This is a genomic window from Neokomagataea thailandica NBRC 106555 (genome assembly GCF_001598495.1).
GTDB classification, from domain to species: Bacteria; Pseudomonadota; Alphaproteobacteria; order Acetobacterales; family Acetobacteraceae; genus Gluconobacter; species Gluconobacter thailandicus_A.
The window spans coordinates 13135-28593 of the sequence record NZ_BCZB01000020.1; the positions used below are offsets into that span (position 1 = coordinate 13135).

At 52.8% G+C, this 15459-nt stretch carries 19 protein-coding genes and 1 tRNA gene; 15 read left to right on the forward strand and 5 right to left on the reverse strand.

The window, feature by feature from the left end; genetic code table 11:
- Positions 1-47: 47 nt before the first annotated feature.
- Both NTH01S_RS08085 and motA read left to right on the forward strand, forming a co-directional pair.
- Positions 48-947 carry a flagellar motor protein MotB gene (locus NTH01S_RS08085; protein WP_068172194.1) on the forward strand — a complete coding sequence of 300 codons (900 nt, stop codon included), beginning with the start codon at positions 48-50 and terminating at the stop codon, positions 945-947.
- Positions 948-981: 34 nt separating this feature from the next.
- Positions 982-1851: a flagellar motor stator protein MotA gene (gene motA / locus NTH01S_RS08090; RefSeq protein WP_068172196.1), complete on the forward strand. Its 870-nt coding sequence runs from the start codon at positions 982-984 to the stop codon at positions 1849-1851.
- A gap of 80 nt (positions 1852-1931) precedes the next feature.
- Here the strand turns inward: motA and rpsU are convergent, their stop codons facing one another.
- Positions 1932-2135, reverse strand: a complete 204-nt coding sequence (gene rpsU / locus NTH01S_RS08095) for a 30S ribosomal protein S21 (protein WP_007283570.1) — start codon at positions 2133-2135, stop codon at positions 1932-1934.
- Positions 2136-2305: 170 nt separating this feature from the next.
- Between rpsU and def the strand changes: the two genes are divergently transcribed.
- The 4 genes from def to NTH01S_RS08115 are packed head-to-tail and all read left to right on the forward strand — an operon-like array spanning position 2306 to position 5339.
- Positions 2306-2818, forward strand: a complete 513-nt coding sequence (def, locus tag NTH01S_RS08100) for a peptide deformylase (protein ID WP_068172197.1) — start codon at positions 2306-2308, stop codon at positions 2816-2818.
- Positions 2815-3303 (forward strand): MarR family winged helix-turn-helix transcriptional regulator, encoded by a 489-nt coding sequence (locus NTH01S_RS08105; protein ID WP_068172199.1) that lies wholly within the window; start codon positions 2815-2817, stop codon positions 3301-3303. The genes def and NTH01S_RS08105 overlap by 4 nt, the downstream gene beginning before the upstream one ends.
- Positions 3293-3988: a response regulator gene (locus NTH01S_RS08110; protein WP_068172203.1), complete on the forward strand. Its 696-nt coding sequence runs from the start codon at positions 3293-3295 to the stop codon at positions 3986-3988. The genes NTH01S_RS08105 and NTH01S_RS08110 overlap by 11 nt, the downstream gene beginning before the upstream one ends.
- Positions 3966-5339, forward strand: a complete 1374-nt coding sequence (locus NTH01S_RS08115; RefSeq protein ID WP_068172204.1) for an ATP-binding protein — start codon at positions 3966-3968, stop codon at positions 5337-5339. Before NTH01S_RS08110 ends, NTH01S_RS08115 begins: the two co-directional genes overlap by 23 nt.
- A 9-nt stretch (positions 5340-5348) precedes the next feature.
- On the opposite strand, the gene NTH01S_RS08120 is transcribed toward NTH01S_RS08115, so the two are convergent.
- Complete coding sequence (locus NTH01S_RS08120) at positions 5349-5924, reverse strand: outer membrane protein assembly factor BamE (RefSeq protein ID WP_068172251.1); 576 nt, start codon at positions 5922-5924, stop codon at positions 5349-5351.
- Between the two features lie 121 nt (positions 5925-6045).
- Here NTH01S_RS08120 and NTH01S_RS08125 point away from each other — a divergent pair, with 121 nt between their 5' ends.
- The 7 genes from NTH01S_RS08125 (at position 6046) to NTH01S_RS08155 (ending at position 10423) form a co-directional block, all read left to right on the forward strand.
- Entirely contained in the window at positions 6046-6651 is a 606-nt protein-coding gene (locus tag NTH01S_RS08125; RefSeq protein ID WP_068172210.1) for a YceD family protein, read from the forward strand.
- 163 nt (positions 6652-6814) lie between these two features.
- Positions 6815-7018, forward strand: coding sequence for a 50S ribosomal protein L32 (gene rpmF, locus NTH01S_RS11595; RefSeq protein WP_084367160.1), 204 nt, complete (start codon positions 6815-6817; stop codon positions 7016-7018).
- 95 nt (positions 7019-7113) lie between these two features.
- Positions 7114-8232 (forward strand): phosphate acyltransferase PlsX, encoded by a 1119-nt coding sequence (gene plsX, locus NTH01S_RS08135; protein WP_068172213.1) that lies wholly within the window; start codon positions 7114-7116, stop codon positions 8230-8232.
- 4 nt (positions 8233-8236) lie between these two features.
- A complete protein-coding gene (locus NTH01S_RS08140) occupies positions 8237-9208 on the forward strand; it encodes a beta-ketoacyl-ACP synthase III (RefSeq protein WP_068172216.1) in 972 nt (323 codons plus the stop codon).
- Positions 9209-9281: 73 nt separating this feature from the next.
- Positions 9282-9608, forward strand: coding sequence for an integration host factor subunit alpha (locus NTH01S_RS08145; RefSeq protein WP_068172218.1), 327 nt, complete (start codon positions 9282-9284; stop codon positions 9606-9608).
- A complete protein-coding gene (locus tag NTH01S_RS11960) occupies positions 9608-10288 on the forward strand; it encodes a MerR family transcriptional regulator (RefSeq protein ID WP_068172220.1) in 681 nt (226 codons plus the stop codon). The genes NTH01S_RS08145 and NTH01S_RS11960 overlap by 1 nt, the downstream gene beginning before the upstream one ends.
- Positions 10289-10346: 58 nt before the next feature.
- A tRNA-Pro gene (locus NTH01S_RS08155) sits at positions 10347-10423 on the forward strand.
- Between the two features lie 28 nt (positions 10424-10451).
- On the opposite strand, the gene NTH01S_RS08160 is transcribed toward NTH01S_RS08155, so the two are convergent.
- The 3 genes from NTH01S_RS08160 to NTH01S_RS08170 form a co-directional block, all read right to left on the reverse strand.
- Positions 10452-11564 carry an AI-2E family transporter gene (locus NTH01S_RS08160; protein WP_068172223.1) on the reverse strand — a complete coding sequence of 371 codons (1113 nt, stop codon included), beginning with the start codon at positions 11562-11564 and terminating at the stop codon, positions 10452-10454.
- A 94-nt stretch (positions 11565-11658) separates the two neighbouring features.
- Entirely contained in the window at positions 11659-12087 is a 429-nt protein-coding gene (locus NTH01S_RS08165; protein ID WP_068172226.1) for a DUF3574 domain-containing protein, read from the reverse strand.
- The gene (locus NTH01S_RS08170) at positions 12087-12950 is read right to left on the reverse strand and encodes an NUDIX hydrolase (protein WP_084367157.1); all 864 of its coding nucleotides are present in this window, start codon (positions 12948-12950) and stop codon (positions 12087-12089) included. The genes NTH01S_RS08165 and NTH01S_RS08170 overlap by 1 nt, the downstream gene beginning before the upstream one ends.
- Before the next feature lie 39 nt (positions 12951-12989).
- Here NTH01S_RS08170 and NTH01S_RS08175 point away from each other — a divergent pair, with 39 nt between their 5' ends.
- On the forward strand, positions 12990-14786 hold the full coding sequence (locus NTH01S_RS08175; RefSeq protein WP_068172232.1) for an ABCB family ABC transporter ATP-binding protein/permease: 1797 nt from the start codon (positions 12990-12992) through the stop codon (positions 14784-14786).
- 95 nt (positions 14787-14881) lie between these two features.
- On the forward strand, positions 14882-15184 hold the full coding sequence (gene rpmB / locus NTH01S_RS08180) for a 50S ribosomal protein L28 (protein ID WP_068172235.1): 303 nt from the start codon (positions 14882-14884) through the stop codon (positions 15182-15184).
- Positions 15185-15459: the final 275 nt, after the last annotated feature.

Genomic DNA, 15459 nt, shown 5'->3' on the forward strand with positions numbered 1-15459 from the left:
GTTTCTTAAGGTTTGCGTGCCATACTCCTTGTTGAGAAGGAGGTCGCATGTCTACAGCCCCCCCGAACGCGAAGCATAAGATCATTATTAAGCGCTATGACGTGCAGGAAGCCACATATCACGGTGGCGCATGGAAAATCGCGTACGCTGACTTTGTGACTGCGATGATGGCGTTCTTTTTGGTGATGTGGTTGATCAACGCCACAACGGAAGAGCAGCGCCGTGGCATTGCGAGCTACTTCAACCCGATGGCGATTCAAAAAGATGTGCCGCCCCCCGTGGATAATATGTTGGGCACTGAGGCCTCGCCGTTAGCGACGACGGCGCAGTCCGTCGTTGTGCATGAGGGGGAGTTCTCTGGGCACCACGCGGATAATGGGCGTGGTGCGGTTATGGCAAAGGCGACGACAGAGCATAGCACGCAGATTATACCGCTTCATGGCCATGACGTGCAGCCAGGGGAAACGCCTGAGCGGGATTCTATGGCGCGTCAAGCGCAGGTTGTGGACGCTATGAAGAAGGCCGTTCTTGGGAATGCTGCTTTGGCTACGGTCAGTAAGCAGATTTCTATGACACAAGGTGATGATGGATTGCATATCCAGATCGTTGATTCGGACCGTGAGCCAATGTTTGCGTTGGGGGCGGTGACGCCCACTGCGCACGCCTATGCGCTGTTACAGGCCATTGCTCCGTATCTGATGACGTTATCTGGGGCAATATCCGTGGCTGGTTATACGGATGCGGCCCCTTTTCATTCAGGGGTTCTATCCAATTGGCAACTTTCAAGCGGTCGAGCGGCGTCTGCTCGGGATGTCTTGGTGCGGGCAGGGCTGCCTGATTGGCGCTTTCACTCTATCAGTGGGTATGCGGACCGTGATTTGGCGGATAAGGCGCATCCTTTTGCCCCCGAAAACCGCCGTATTGTGCTCATTGTAGCCACGCGCTGATCGTTCATCACGCTATTAAAATTGAGATAAGATAATGTTTGTACTGATTGGCCTCGTGATTGTTTTAGGCTGCGTCTTTGGTGCATTTGCGGCTTCAGGAGGGGGAATTGGTCCCTTGTTTTCGTCAATGCCTTTTGAGCTTCTGACGATTGTGGGGGCGGCAATAGGGACTTTCCTTATGGCTAACCCGATTTCAGTCGTGAAGCATGCGGTGCATGATGTGAAAAAGGCCATGAAAGGCAGTCGTTATACACGTGATGACTATGTGCAGTTGCTCGGCGTGTTATTTCATTTGTGCAAAATCGCTTCAGCGCGGGGCATGGTGGCGGTCGAAAGCCATATTGAGGAGCCGCAGGGGAGTCATATCTTTAAAGCGCATGAACGTGTGTTGCAGCATGAAGATGCGTGTGTGTTTGTTTGTGATTATCTGCGTATGGCAGGGATGAATGCCATAGACCCTTATCAGATGGATGATGTGATGGGGGGGGAACTCAAAAAACGCACCCATGAAGATCTGCATATAGTCCATGCTTTGCAGTCAATGGCGGATGCGTTGCCGGCCCTGGGAATCGTGGCGGCTGTCTTGGGGGTGATTAAGACCATGGCAGCCATTAGTAAGCCTCCCATTGTGTTGGGGGAGATGATTGCGGGAGCGTTGGTCGGAACTTTTTTAGGGATTCTTTTGGCTTATGGCATGGTGGCGCCTTTGGCTGGGCGCTTGAAAGGGATTGTTGAAGACGAAGGGGCTTACCTCAATGTCGTACGGGCGATGATTGTCGCACACCAGCAGGGCAATGCGCCGCAAGTGAGTGTGGAGATCGCACGTAAGAGTATTCCCACGAATATCATGCCATCATTTAAAGATGTAGAAGATGCAGTGAGCCAGCCGCTTCATGCGGCGTAGTGTGTGGTAGCTGTTTGAAAAAGCTTACAAAAAAAGCCGCACTCCCGAGGGAGGCGGCTTTTTTTGTCGGCGTTAGCGAATTAGAAGCCTTCACGCTCCAGACGCTTACGCTCCATCTTGCGAGCGCGACGCACAGCTTCAGCAGCTTCACGAGCGCGACGCTCTGAAGGCTTTTCGAAGTGGCGACGCAGCTTCATTTCGCGAAATACGCCTTCGCGTTGCATCTTCTTCTTAAGCGCTTTGAGCGCTTGATCAACATTGTTGTCACGAACGAGAACCTGCACGGTGTCGTCAACTCCTTGTATAGGGCGCTTGTCATTGACGCCCGTGAAATGGCATTTCCGTTGGGATCGAGCCCTTAACACATTCCCGGCGGCGTGCGCAAATCATTAGGTGCACTTGAACCGTTTTTTGTCTCAGAGCAGTCTATATTTTCGAAAAGACTGGAAAAAACATGGCCGTTTTAAAGATTTTACGCATGGGGCACCCGGTTCTGCACCGCATTGCTGATTCTGTCGTTGCGCCGGATAGTCCGGAAGTGCGGCATTTGGTGCGTGATATGTTGGAAACAATGCATGATGCACGAGGCGCTGGGCTGGCTGCGCCGCAGATCGGGCAGGCTTTGCGCCTTTTTGTTTATCATGTGCCGTCTTCGCGCTGTCAGGATGGAGAGGCGGCTATTGAGCCATGTGCTTTGATTAACCCAGTTCTCATGCCTGTTGGGGAAGAACAGATGGTCTGCCGCGAAGGGTGCCTCTCGATTCCCGGGCTGCGGGCGGATGTGCCGCGCTATAAGCGTGTGCGGTATAGTGGGCTGAATGAAAACGGTATGGCGGTCTCAGGCATTGCTACGGGATTCCATGCGAATGTTTTGCAGCACGAATATGACCATTTAGATGGTATTCTTTACCCGGAGCGGATTAAAGATTTTACCCGTTTCGCTTTTCAGGATGAAACGCCTGCATGAATATGCGTGGATCTGAACCCCCTTCTATCGCGGCACATTTATATCTGCGTGAGGAGCAGCTGCGCCAGTCGTTTGAGGCGCAGATGATGGCGTGGCGTCGTCTTAATGCGGAGTGTGGCGCATTGCTGCGGGGCAAAGGACTTGGCCATTCGCATCATCGGATTTTGTTTTTGGTTGGCTCGCATCCTGGGATAACGCCCGGTGAATTGTTAGTGGCATTGAATATTACCAAGCAGTCTTTAGGGCGTGCGCTGGGAGACCTGAAAGATCAGGCTTTATTGGTGCAAGAGCGCGATGCACGAGATGCACGGCGCAGGCCTTTACGCTTAACCCCAGAGGGCGATTCGTTGGAGAAGGCGCTCTTTCAATTGATGCGTGAGGTTATGATCAAAGCGTATAGGGAGGCAGGTTTCACATCCGTAGAAGGTTTCCGGCGTGTGTTGATGGCCTTGCAACAGGTGGAGACCTCACAGCATGACGGATGAGCATATTGTTGTCGTGGATGATGATCCGCGTTTGCTACGTTTGCTTCAGCGCTATCTCTCCGAGAATGGTTATCGTGTGACGACGGCGGTCGATGCAGAGCAAGCGCGTGAGATTTTACGGCATATCCAGCCAGATGCGGTGGTTTTGGACGTAACCATGCCCGGAGAAGATGGCTTGTCTTTAACCCGTGGCTTGCGGAAGGAGGGGCTACAATTTCCCATTTTGCTGTTGACGGCCCGAGGCGAGGCGGCGGATCGCATTGATGGCTTAGAGGCTGGTGCCGATGATTATCTTGGTAAGCCGTTTGAGCCGCGCGAATTGCTTTTGCGTTTAAGAGCGCATTTGAGGCGTTCGGTGCCAGCCGTATCGCCTGATGCACAAACTCAGGTGATCCCGCTTGGTGTTCTGCAGTTTGATGTTGGGCGTGCGCTTTTGTCTGGGCCAGATGGGCCGATTTATTTGACGGGTGGGGAGGCCGCGCTTTTAGGGGTGTTGGCCAGCCAGATTGGGCAGGTTATGTCCCGTGAGGCGATTGCTGAAGCGCTGGATGTGAATGAAATTGGTGAGCGGGCTGTTGATGTGCAGGTGACGCGTTTGCGCCGTCGCATCGAAATAGATCCGCGTGAGCCACGTTTTTTGCAGACGGTGCGAGGGAAAGGCTATGTCCTCAAGCCAGGAAATTGATCCTTTAACGACATCCGAAAAAATTGATCGTTCATTAAGGCGTTTTTTGCCCCGTTCGTTATGGGGGCGCTCGATGTTGATCGTTCTTGTGCCGCTTCTCGTGACGCAAACGATTGTTTTGGCGTTATTTTATGGAACGTATCTTCATCTCGTTTCTCGCCGATTATCCAGTGGGGTGACGGGAGAAATCATGCTGGTGGCGGCCTCGATTTCGATGCCCTTATCGGATGATCTGAGGGCGCAGCGCTTGCGCGATGAAGGGGACATTACACGTTTGAAGCTGTGTTACTTGCCTGCACAGCGTTTAACGCGGGAGGGTACGAACCATATTTTTGGGCCGATTGATGATGTGTTTGCCCGTACGCTGAGGCAGCGTTTGGGGCGTCCATTTTTTGTGGAGTGGTTTCCGCGACAGCATGTTGTGAATGTGATGATCCAGATGCCGGATGGTATTTTGGGCATTTTAGTGCCGTCGAAGCGTTTGAGCATTGGGCCTATTTGGGTTTTTGTTGTTTGGGTGTTGAGTACGTCGGTTCTGCTCTTTGTGATTGCGGGTATTTTTATGCGCAATCAGGTGCGTGCTGTGCGGCGCTTAGCACAGGCGGCGGAACTTTTTGGGCTTGGACGTGATGCTGGCGCTATTCGCCCACAAGGCGCGCGTGAGGTACGCCAAGCGGCTGTTGCCTTTAACCGTATGCGGGCGAGGGTGAACCGCTTTGTAGCGCAGCGTACATCGATTCTGGCGGGTGTCTCGCATGACTTGCGGACACCGCTTGCGCGTTTGCGTTTGTCTTTGGCGATGCTGCCGACAAAAGGCACGGTTCAAGCTGAGGATATCCAAGCTGACGTTGTGGATATGGTCCAAGACCTCGCGGATATGGAGCGTTTGATTGAAAGTTACCTCTCTTTTGCGCGGGGCGAAGGGGCGGAAAAGCCTGTTCTGACCGATATTCGTAGCGTGTTGGATGATGTTGCCGTTGCGGCTGAACGGAGTGGAGGGCGTGTCCTGAGCGTTTCTGGCGAAGCCGGGCAGGAGGTGTTGATCCGCCCTGATGCTATGTGGCGTGCGCTCAATAATTTAGCGGATAATGCGCGCCGTCATGGTGGCGATATTCGTCTTGGTGTTCGTCTGACCCAACGTTGGGTGGAAATCACGGTAGAAGATGCTGGGAAAGGGCTAAGCCCAGAGCGTTTGCGCTATGCAGAGGAGCGGCTTGCAGCGGGCGAACGTCCCGGCAGTGGCTTAGGGCTGACGATTGTGCGTGATGTGGTGCAGGCGCATGGTGGTTTTATGCGGCTAGGGCACAGTGAGCTGGGTGGGCTGAGCGTTATGCTCAGCCTACCACGTTAAGAGGTTAAGTTACGGCAGGGTGTTACCAGCGCCACCCTGACCTGTACCTTGGTTGCTCATTGGGCCAGAGCTGCCGCCGAAGGTGCTGCCCATATTGCTCATTGGGTTATAGCGACCGACATTGCCCAACAGTTGTTGGAGAACCGAGGTTTTTGTGCCCGGTGCCGGCGTTGTGCGTCCAACCATGCCGACATCAATGGCTTGTTTTTTATCAAGCGTATTGAGTTTGCGTAGGATGCCGGTGTTGTCAAAATTGAGGACAACAACTTGTTGCTTATCGATTCTTGGGAAATTAAGCGGACGTGGCGATGTGACCATGGAGACATAAATCCACGTGTTATCATCAAATGTCGCATGAGCGGTTGGTGAGCCGAGGACGTCCATTACGTCGGACTGCGTGCTGGTGCCGGGCACGAGCTGGCTGTAATCCTCTTTTTCGATGAGGGAGCCGCGCGGCTGTGGGATGGGGCTGAACAACGAGCATCCTCCCACCAGCAGGGGGGCGCATAACAGAACTGCCGAAGCAAAAAGTGTTCTGTGATGACGTGTTCTTTTTTGGGCTGATGGGTGAGATGCGCTATTCATGAAGTTGTGCATATCCTGTGCGGGAAGGGCGCTCAACCCTGCGCGTGCCGCAAAGCGAGCATCCTTGTCAACGATTACGCTTCCTTTCAGCAAGGAAGCTAGGCTTTTTGAGTGTTTTTTGATGTCCGATCGGATCGAATTTTCTCGCCGTTTTCTTTTCAATCGCTTGGGTTCAGGTGCTGAAGAGACTATCACGGCGAATGAGGCTGAGCGTCAAGCGCTCGCACGCCGCTTTGGTATCCCTGCGGTAGATGCGCTGCGGTGTCATTTCCGCCTTAAACCTATGGGGAATGGGCGGGTTGTCAGGCATGTGCATGCAGAAGGAACGCTGGAAGCACGTGTAACGCAGGTGTGCGTGATTACGGCAGAGACGTTTGATGTTGCTCTGTCCGAGCCGTTCCAATTGAATTTTGTACCAGAGAGTGAATTGCCAGATGATGATCTGGAATTCGACATCGATTCTATCGATTTGGATGCGCCTGATGATGTGCCGCATGATGGCAAAGCCTTGGATTTGGGTGAGGCTGCTGCGGAGCAATTGGCGCTGATGTTAGACCCTTATCCGCGTAAGCTCGGGGCGGAGCTGGACAATGCTGTTGATGTCACTCCGAGCGATGAGGAGTTGAAAGCAGCGCAAGAAAACGGCAAAGGAACGGGCGAAGGAAGTGGCCGTCCGAATCCGTTCGCGGCTCTGACTTCCCTTCGTAAGGGTGGTAAACTTGATTAAAATGCAAGCTTTGTCTTGCGAGTTTGCGTGCTGTCTGCTAGAGCCGCCCGCCTGAACTCGGCGTGATGACGAGCCGAAGGAACACATGTAAACCCAGCGCACCATGCTCCCTCGGGAGCGGGTCATTGGTGCCGATACAGCAGTAAGAGAGAGGCATAACGCCATGGCCGTCCCTAAAAGAAAGACCACGCCGTCCCGTCGTGGCATGCGTCGTAGCCACCACGCACTTCAAGTTGAAGCACACGCAGAGTGCGGCAACTGCGGTGAGCTGAAGCGCCCACACAACGTTTGCAGCAGCTGCGGTCACTATGACGGCCGTGAAGTCGTTGCCGCTGGCAAGACCCTGAAGACTGCCGTTCGCGCCTAATTGCGCTGGGCGATGTGCCTTGGTTTCAATAAGGTGCATCGCCACGTAGGGCGAAGGTGCTTAAGTCTAAGTGATGTTGTCTGGGAACTGTTTTGATGTCTGAAGCGCCGATCACGTCTAATGCGACCGTAAAGCCTCCACAGGTGTATACGCTTGCCGTTGATGCGATGGGTGGTGATCAGGCACCTGATATTGTTCTGGCTGGCTTAGAGCTGGCAGCAGACAGGCACCCGCAGGCACGGGTTTTGTTGATTGGTGATGAAGCGTTGCTTCGTCGTTCACTGATGGCATACCCGAAAGCTGCAAGTATTTGTGATATTCGGCATGCTCCTGCCAGTATCTCAATGGATATGAAGCCTACATCTGCTTTGCGTGTGAGAGGTTCCTCTCTACGTATGGCGATGGAAGTTGTTGCTTCTGGTGAAGCGCAGGGGGTTGTATCTGCTGGGAACAGTGGTGCGATGCTGGCTCTCGCTAAAATTATTGTTCGTACTCTTCCCGGTATTTCCCGTCCGGCTATGGCAGCTGTTCAGCCTTCAGGGCGCGGTGATGTGGTAATGCTGGATCTTGGCGCAAACATTGCCTGTGATTCGCGCAACCTCGTTGAGTTTGCAGTGATGGGTGAGGCTTTTGCTCAAGCGGCTTTAGGGCTTTCAAAACCGACAATCGGCCTTTTGAATGTTGGCTCTGAAGAATTGAAGGGTGATGAACGTTTGCGTCAGGCGGCAGAACGCCTGCGTGAAGGTGTGCTGTCCGAGCAGTTCCACGGATTTGTTGAAGGTCATGATATTACGGCCGGAACGACTGATGTGGTGGTTACGGATGGGTTCACGGGGAATATCGCTCTTAAAACAGGCGAAGGTGCGTTGAAGCTTGCCTTTGGTCTTTTGAAGCGTGTTTTCCAAACTAACCTTATTACGCGCTTGGGTTATCTCCTGGTTCGTCCGGGGCTTGAGCGTATGCGTGAGTGGATTGATCCGCGCCGCTATAATGGTGCTCTCTTCGTCGGCTTGGCTGGGATTGTGGTTAAATCTCATGGCGGAGCGGATGGTGAAGGTTTTGCCGCGGCGGTGGATGTGGCGATGGACGCGGTTGAGCATAAGCTGAACGATAAAATTCGCCACCGTCTTGACCAGCTTGGTATGCTGAATGATGAGTCCACCAAAGCTGGGATTTCGTCGGATACGGCTGCTGAAGCACAACCCGTAGGCTGAAGTTATGTCTTCTTCTGTTCGTGCCCGTTTGGCTGGTGTCGGCGGCTATTTGCCCCGTAATGTTGTGACAAATGATGAGTTGGCAACGCGTATTGATACGTCCGATGAGTGGATTCGTACGCGTACAGGCATCACACAACGGCATATTGCAGAACAAGACGAAACGACGGCCTTTATGGCTGCGGAAGCAACCAAGAAGGCCTTGGAGCATGCCGGCTTAAAGGCTTCTGATCTTGATGCTGTGATTGTTGCAACAGCAACACCGGATCGTGCTTTTCCATCTGTCGCAGTAGAGGTGCAGGCCCTTTTGGGTATGACGTCAGGCTTTGGTTTTGACCTCAGCGCAGCGTGCTCAGGGTTTGTTTATGCTTTGTCTGTTGGTGATTCGCTGATTAAGGCCGGTAGTGCGCGTCGTGTTGCGGTTATTGGCAGTGAAGTTTTCTCCCGACTGCTGGATTGGAATGATCGCACGACCTGCGTGTTGTTCGGCGATGGTGCGGGGGCTGTAATCCTTGAGGCAGGTGCTTCTGAGGGGGAGGGTATCCTCTCGACGCATCTGCATGCGGATGGAACAATCGGCGATATTTTATATGTCGGGCATTCTACGCAGGAAGGTTGTGCAACGCATCCCGCTGTAAAAATGCAAGGGCGAGAAGTGTTCCGGCATGCCGTTGTGAAGCTTGCTCAGGCCGTCGATGAGGCGCTTGAAGCCAATGGCTTGCAGGGGCAAGACGTTCAGTGGATGGTCCCACATCAAGCTAACCTGCGGATTATTGAGGGGATGGGCAAAAAGCTCAATCTCCCGGCGGAACGTGTTGTTGTGACTGTTGATCAACATGCAAACACATCGGCCGCCTCTATTCCTTTGGCATTAAATGCCGCTGTGCATGATGGGCGAATCAAGTCAGGTGATTTGGTGTTGATGGAGGCCCTTGGTGGTGGGCTGACATGGGGATCTGCGCTGCTGCGAATGTAGCCGAATCGTACTCTTTTGTCGGGGTATGGTGAGATTTATTTGACTGCGCCGTTATTCATGATACGCAAAACACATGGATACCGTGACGCGTTCAACGCTCGTTGAAAAAATTCATGCTCATGTTGGGTTATCTCGGCATGATTCCTCCTGTGTGCTTGAGACAATGCTAGAGCAGGTGAGCGAGCAATTGTCCCAAGGCGAAACCGTGAAGTTAAGCGGTTTTGGTACATTCTCGGTGCGGCGTAAGTCGGAGCGTGTTGGTCGCAATCCGAAAACGGGCGTTGAAGTGCCTATTTTGCCTCGTGCCGTTTTGGTGTTTCGTCCATCTCAGCTTTTGCGTAATCGGCTTAATAATGACACAGTGATGTCACGACAGCATGATCAGCAGGGCAATGACTGATGGATTTAAATGAACATCATGATCATGATGGGAACGCAAGCGTAGAGCAGTCATCCATTACTATACAAAAATCGGATGATGCGTACCGGACGATTAGTGAAGTGGCGGATGAATTGCATGTTCCGCAGCATCGCTTGCGCTCTTGGGAGACGGCTTACCCAGGGGTAAAGCCCTTTCGTGGTGAAGGTGGGCGGCGGTATTATCGGCCAGAAGATGTCGATATTTTACGTAAAATATCCCATTTTTTATATGTTGATCGGCTGACGCCCTCAGAAACAGCTCTACGATTGCAAGATGAGCAGCATGTGCCTGCGCAAGTGGAAAGCGTGGAGGCGCAGCATTTGACCGCAGAGGATGCAGTTGAAGATCAGGTGCCTGCTTTGAATGTGGAAGCAGGGGCATCAGAAAATACGGCCACTGGAGTAGAAAAAGAGCTTGAGGTTGCTGCTGCTGCGCCCGAGCATGATGCCCATGATGCCCATGATGCCCATGATGCCCATGATGCCCATGATGCCCATGATGCCCATGATGCCCATGATGCCCATGATGCTGCGGCGTCGGGTGTTGTAGAGTATGCAGAGCGTTTGGCGCGTTTAACGTCCGAAAACCTGACGCTTAAAAGCGAGTTGGGCGAAGTTTTGGAAGAGTTACGGCGTTTAAGAAAACTTTTGCCGGTTTGAGTAAATCTGCCCCATTGCGCAATGGGGCAGACACTGCTACATAATCGCCACCGCAGGACGGGCAGTAGCGCAGCCTGGTAGCGCATCAGTCTGGGGGACTGGGGGTCGTGGGTTCGAATCCCGCCTGCCCGACCAGTCCTGCGGTAATTTCCCCTACTAAATGCTAAATATCCTCAGAGACAGAATCGGAAGTGCCGATAATTTCTTCTGTTTTGTCGCTGGTCCAGAGCATCCATAAAAGATGCAGTGAGGCCATGATGGCTGGGCCAAGGAACAGGCCAAGTAATCCCCATGTTTCAGCGCCGCCAAGAATGCCAAGTAAGACCCACAAGAATGGGAGCTGTGTGCTGCCGCCGATGAGTGCGGGGCGGACGAAGTGATCAGCTACGAAGATGACAATCGAGCCTAAAACAGCGACGATGATCGCGCTGACCATTCCGCTTTTGATGAGCAGCAGAAGAACGACGATACCAACTGTAGGCCATGCCAGAAGAGGGATCATGGCAGCGACTGCGGTAATCATGGCAAAAATCAGAGGCTGTGGTGCGCCTGTGAGTGCGTACGCAATGCCCATGATCACGCCTTCGCCGAGGCCGACAAGAACAAGCCCGGATACAGTGCCGTGAACGGATGAGACGATTTGACGCGCGATGGTTTCGCCTTGTTTCCCGAAGAGACGCTGTGAGCCTAGCAGGGCTTTGCGGATGACGTAGTCACCGTCTTTTAAGAGGAAAAAGAGCGTCAGCATTGAAAAGCTGAAGACCATACCGCGTTGGGCGAGTTGTGAACCTACCTGACGGGTGACCTGCATACTATGGCCGACATCCACGGAATGCATAAAATTAGAGACGCGTTCCGGGCTTGTGAGATGTGCCTGCCACCAATTGGATGCTTGGGTGGAGAGGAAAGGTAGGCGGCCGAGCCATTCTGGGGCGGGAATGCCATTATGGCGGACATCATCGACCCATAGGAGAACGCTATGGGTTTCATCCGCGATTTTAACGCCGAGGAGTGACAGGGGGGCTAGGAAAATCAGCGCAACAGCAACGGTAAACAACAGTGGAAGCCACTCGCCTGTACCGAATTTGCGTTCTAGCTTTTTGTATAGTGGCCATAGGGCGATGGCAAAAACGCTGCCCCATAAGAGGGCCGGGAGGAAGTTGTGAAGAGTGTATAAAGCGATGGCGACGAAGAACAGAGCAAGAAAGCCACGTGCTCGTCGCTGCAATACGCTTTTGGATACATCCTCGTTGATGGTCGAAGGTGTTTCGGTCATTGAAGCCTCATGTCAGTAAGCGTGCTATCAGCACTATCACAAAAGATAAGAACGCCTAAGAGTGGCGAGAGGCTGCAATGATATTCAGGTTGGATCAGAAAGAAGCGCACTCGTTTTCGATGGTTAAGCCAACGGATTGTTGATCAAAATCTTGCTTATAGCGCTCTCGAATAAGCGTGATGTCGTGCTGAAGATTGGGGCGATCAGGTGTTGCGATCCATAAGACGCGGGATGGTTCATGTGTGATGGTGCCTGTCTGGGTATCGCGCCATTGGCCATCGGCCGAAAGAATGGAGTAACCCGCTGGGAAAAGGGGGGTGATGACATTTTGCGTAAAGCCTTGCCATTCTGCGTCTGAGATGGGCTGGCCATTAGGTTTTGTGAGGCCGAACATCATGTGAATATCCAGCATCTTGGTGGCTCTCATGGAGAGGCAAAGGCTGGGCACAACGTTTACAGGAGCAATGCAGCCGCCGAGGGCAAGGGGGAGAAGGCAGGCTGTGAGCAGGGAGCGTAATGTCATTATGATGCAATCGGATGTAGAGCGTTATGGATGAGGGTGTGATCTTGTGGTGAAAATAGGCCACGACGTAAAAAGAGATCAATCAGCACAAGATTAACGTTGAATTTGAAATCATGCGTGCTGCGTACGCGTTCGAAAACCTCCATCAGAGGAAGGAGGTGGAAGCTTTCGACTTCACCATCATTCGGGATGGGGCGAAAGGTTTCGGGTAAGGTGAGGTCGTAGCAGTGGAGAACATCCCGTCTAAGCCCCTCAGGGCGCTCCATAGCGTATTGGATGCGGCTGACGGGTTTGGCCTGCTGCGCTAAGCTGGGAGGGATACCTGCTTCTTCTTCGGCTTCTTTGATGACGGTTGTCGAAGGGGTAAGGCCCGCACTCATCCCGCCGGCAACGAGATGATCCAGTTTTCCAGGGTCGAGCTTTTTGTCCATACTCCGGCGCGCAACCCAGAGATGGGGGCCATGATTGGTTTCTACGAGGCCGTTGAGGTGAATACCTTCTGCCGCGAGGCCAAGAATAGGGATGGCGCCGCGATCAATCTGCCCGATGATGTCACCCGCCTTATTGCGAATATCAAAATCTTCATGGTGCAGTTTATAGAGGCCACGCTGCGCGAGAGTGAGTGCTAGGGGGCGTAAGGCATTTGTGTCTTGAATGCCGAGTGTATTGCCTGTGTTGGCCTTTAGGCTGCGGAGTTCGCGCGCAATTGCAGGGGAGACCCATCCGATTTGTTCATCGCGCCAGAAAAAGGGGGCGCGTTGTCCGGGGAGTGTGGCCTGATTGCAGGCATGAATATGTTCAAGGAAGGGGGTGATGTGTGAGGTCATCGTTGGGTTGGTACTCGTAGCGCCAGATGGCGTCATGTTTGCAAAGACGGGATAGGCTACGGCATTATATCGCTCATGCCCAAAACATTCGATGCCCCTAAGGCTCTTTCCCTTGCTCAGCTATGGCCTTTGATCCGCCCCGAGCGGCTGAGAGGATTCGTACTCCGTGTGGCCAGCGCTATTATATTGCTGGTTGTGGAGAGTGCGCTCACGGTTTGGGCACCGGTGGTGCTGAGTCGTATTGTTGGGGTGTTATCAGTGCGCCCTGAGATGAGGGCTGTATTGTGGCTTATCGCAGAATTTGCGGTGCTACGATGTGTGATCGCTTTAGCAACGCCTCTACGAAATATCGTGTTTAAGCCGGTAGAATCAGAATTGCAGCGCCGTTTGGCCTTGTTAGGTTTGCGGCATTTGCACGGCATGAGTGTGCGTTACCATTTGGACCGGCAGACGGGGGCTATTACACGAATTTTGGATCGTGGGGTTTCGGCTGTTGAGAGCGTATTGAACTTATTCTTGTTCAATGTGCTGCCCAATGTCTTAGAATTATTGATGACATTTGTGGTGATTATACGATTTTTTCACGCGCGGTATTTGTTGGTTTTGTTGGCGGCTATCGCGGTGTATTCGAGCATTTCTTATGCGTTTACCCGTGCGCGTATGGCGGCGCGGCGGCGGCGCAATGTGTGTAGTGGTGCAGCGCAGCACCGTTTATTGGACAGTATTCTAAATTTTGAGACGGTACGCAGCTTCGGTAACGCGGATTATGAAATTCAACGCTATGATAAGGCGCAAAAAGTTTTTCGTGATGCCGACATACGGCTTAACGGGTTGGTTAATCTGTCGCAGGCAACGCGGGGGCTTTTGATTGCGCTGACAACGGCGATTTTGTTCGTTTTTGCGGCGCAAGATGTGCTGCACCATCATCTCGGTGTTGCACAATTTGTGTTGATTGGCGCGTATTTGCGCAGTCTCTATTCGGCTGTCGGTTCATTAAATTATGTCAGTGCGGGTTGGCAAAATGCGCGCGTAGATTTGGAAAATTATTTGGAGCTGTTGGCGCAACGCTCTGAAATTGAACCACCCAAAAACCCTGTTCATATTCCTGCGAGATTGAAGGATGGAGGTGCGGCGTCTGTTTCGTTTGATGATGTCGCGTTTGGATATGATGCTGATCGACAGATTTTGAAGGGTGTTACGTTACGGGTGCCTGCTGGTTCGTCCTTAGCGGTGGTGGGGCATACGGGGTCGGGGAAGTCGACCTTAGGGCGTCTTTTGACGCGTGCGTTTGATGTGTCTTCTGGGGCAGTGCAGGTCGATGGGCATGATGTGCGAGCGTTTGCAGAAGCGGATTTACAGCGCGTTATAGGAATCGTTCCGCAAGACACGGTTTTGTTCAATGCGGGTATCGGCGAAAATATTGCGTATGGTTTTCCCGGTGCGCCTCAAAGTGCCATCGAGGATGCGGCAAGGCGGGCACAAATTCATGATTTTATCTGCACCTTGCCTCATGGCTATGAGACGGTTGTGGGGGAGCGTGGTTTAAAACTCTCCGGTGGAGAGAAGCAGCGTGTGGCCATTGCGCGGGTATTACTCAAAGACCCACGTATTCTGCTCTTGGATGAGGCGACAAGCGCTTTGGATACGCAAACAGAAGCCGCCATACAACATGAGTTAGACGCGATTTCACGGACCAGAACGACGGTGATTATCGCGCATCGTTTGTCCACGGTGGCTGGAGTTGATCAGATTATTGTCATGGATGAAGGGCGTATTATAGAGCGCGGAACTCATGCAGAATTATTGGATTTGGACGGGCAATATGCCAAAATGTGGCGCGCGCAGGGCGGTCAATTTACGATAAGGGCTTGACGGAAGGGCTATCTTTCGCCATAAGCCGCGCCTGATTTACGGAACGCGCCGGGCACAGACGTCCAGCGTCATCCAGCATCGAGGAAAGTTCTCATATGTCTCGCCGTTGCCAAGTCACGGGCAAGGGCGTGCTGACGGGCAATAACGTCAGCCACGCCAATAACAAGTCCCGCCGTCGTTTCCTTCCGAATCTGCAAGAAGCCACACTGGTTTCTGACATTCTCGGAGCATCAGTTCGTATGCGTTTGTCAACAAACGGCATTCGTACCATCGAACATAACGGTGGTTTGGATTCGTTCCTGCTTGGTACGCCTGATCGCAAGCTTCCGGTTGAAGCTAAGGTTATTAAGCGTCGTATTCTGCGTGTGCAGGAGCGCAAGGCCGTCCAGTCCGCCTGAAGGCTCTCAATGCCTGATGGCGTGTCAAGCTGAAAAATTTTCAGTTATCGGCATTTTGGTATAGAGATTGCACTTGAAAACCGTGGCGGTCTGGGTCATTCCACCGCCACTGGGATATGTCAGGTTCAGCCCCTACGGGCTGCGGCGGAGGTGTTTCAGTTGAGGCTGAAGCACCTTTTATTGTATTTTGGAGGTTATCCGTGTCCGAAACCGTTCAGGAAGCCAAATCGGCTCTCTCGAAGATCCGCAATATCGGTATTACCGCGCATATTGAC

Coding starts and splice junctions, on each gene's coding strand:
- NTH01S_RS08175 (WP_068172232.1), top strand. CDS start 12,990: ATGCCCAAAACATTCGATGCCCCTAAGGCTCTTTCCCTTGCTCAGCTA.
- rpmB (WP_068172235.1), top strand. CDS start 14,882: ATGTCTCGCCGTTGCCAAGTCACGGGCAAGGGCGTGCTGACGGGCAAT.
- def (WP_068172197.1), top strand. CDS start 2,306: ATGGCCGTTTTAAAGATTTTACGCATGGGGCACCCGGTTCTGCACCGC.
- NTH01S_RS08085 (WP_068172194.1), top strand. CDS start 48: ATGTCTACAGCCCCCCCGAACGCGAAGCATAAGATCATTATTAAGCGC.
- NTH01S_RS08105 (WP_068172199.1), top strand. CDS start 2,815: ATGAATATGCGTGGATCTGAACCCCCTTCTATCGCGGCACATTTATAT.
- NTH01S_RS08110 (WP_068172203.1), top strand. CDS start 3,293: ATGACGGATGAGCATATTGTTGTCGTGGATGATGATCCGCGTTTGCTA.
- NTH01S_RS11960 (WP_068172220.1), top strand. CDS start 9,608: ATGGATTTAAATGAACATCATGATCATGATGGGAACGCAAGCGTAGAG.
- NTH01S_RS08115 (WP_068172204.1), top strand. CDS start 3,966: ATGTCCTCAAGCCAGGAAATTGATCCTTTAACGACATCCGAAAAAATT.
- plsX (WP_068172213.1), top strand. CDS start 7,114: ATGTCTGAAGCGCCGATCACGTCTAATGCGACCGTAAAGCCTCCACAG.
- NTH01S_RS08120 (WP_068172251.1), bottom strand. CDS start 5,924: ATGAATAGCGCATCTCACCCATCAGCCCAAAAAAGAACACGTCATCAC.
- NTH01S_RS08165 (WP_068172226.1), bottom strand. CDS start 12,087: ATGACATTACGCTCCCTGCTCACAGCCTGCCTTCTCCCCCTTGCCCTC.
- NTH01S_RS08125 (WP_068172210.1), top strand. CDS start 6,046: ATGTCCGATCGGATCGAATTTTCTCGCCGTTTTCTTTTCAATCGCTTG.
- NTH01S_RS08140 (WP_068172216.1), top strand. CDS start 8,237: ATGTCTTCTTCTGTTCGTGCCCGTTTGGCTGGTGTCGGCGGCTATTTG.
- NTH01S_RS08145 (WP_068172218.1), top strand. CDS start 9,282: ATGGATACCGTGACGCGTTCAACGCTCGTTGAAAAAATTCATGCTCAT.
- NTH01S_RS08170 (WP_084367157.1), bottom strand. CDS start 12,950: ATGACGCCATCTGGCGCTACGAGTACCAACCCAACGATGACCTCACAC.
- rpmF (WP_084367160.1), top strand. CDS start 6,815: ATGGCCGTCCCTAAAAGAAAGACCACGCCGTCCCGTCGTGGCATGCGT.
- motA (WP_068172196.1), top strand. CDS start 982: ATGTTTGTACTGATTGGCCTCGTGATTGTTTTAGGCTGCGTCTTTGGT.
- NTH01S_RS08160 (WP_068172223.1), bottom strand. CDS start 11,564: ATGACCGAAACACCTTCGACCATCAACGAGGATGTATCCAAAAGCGTA.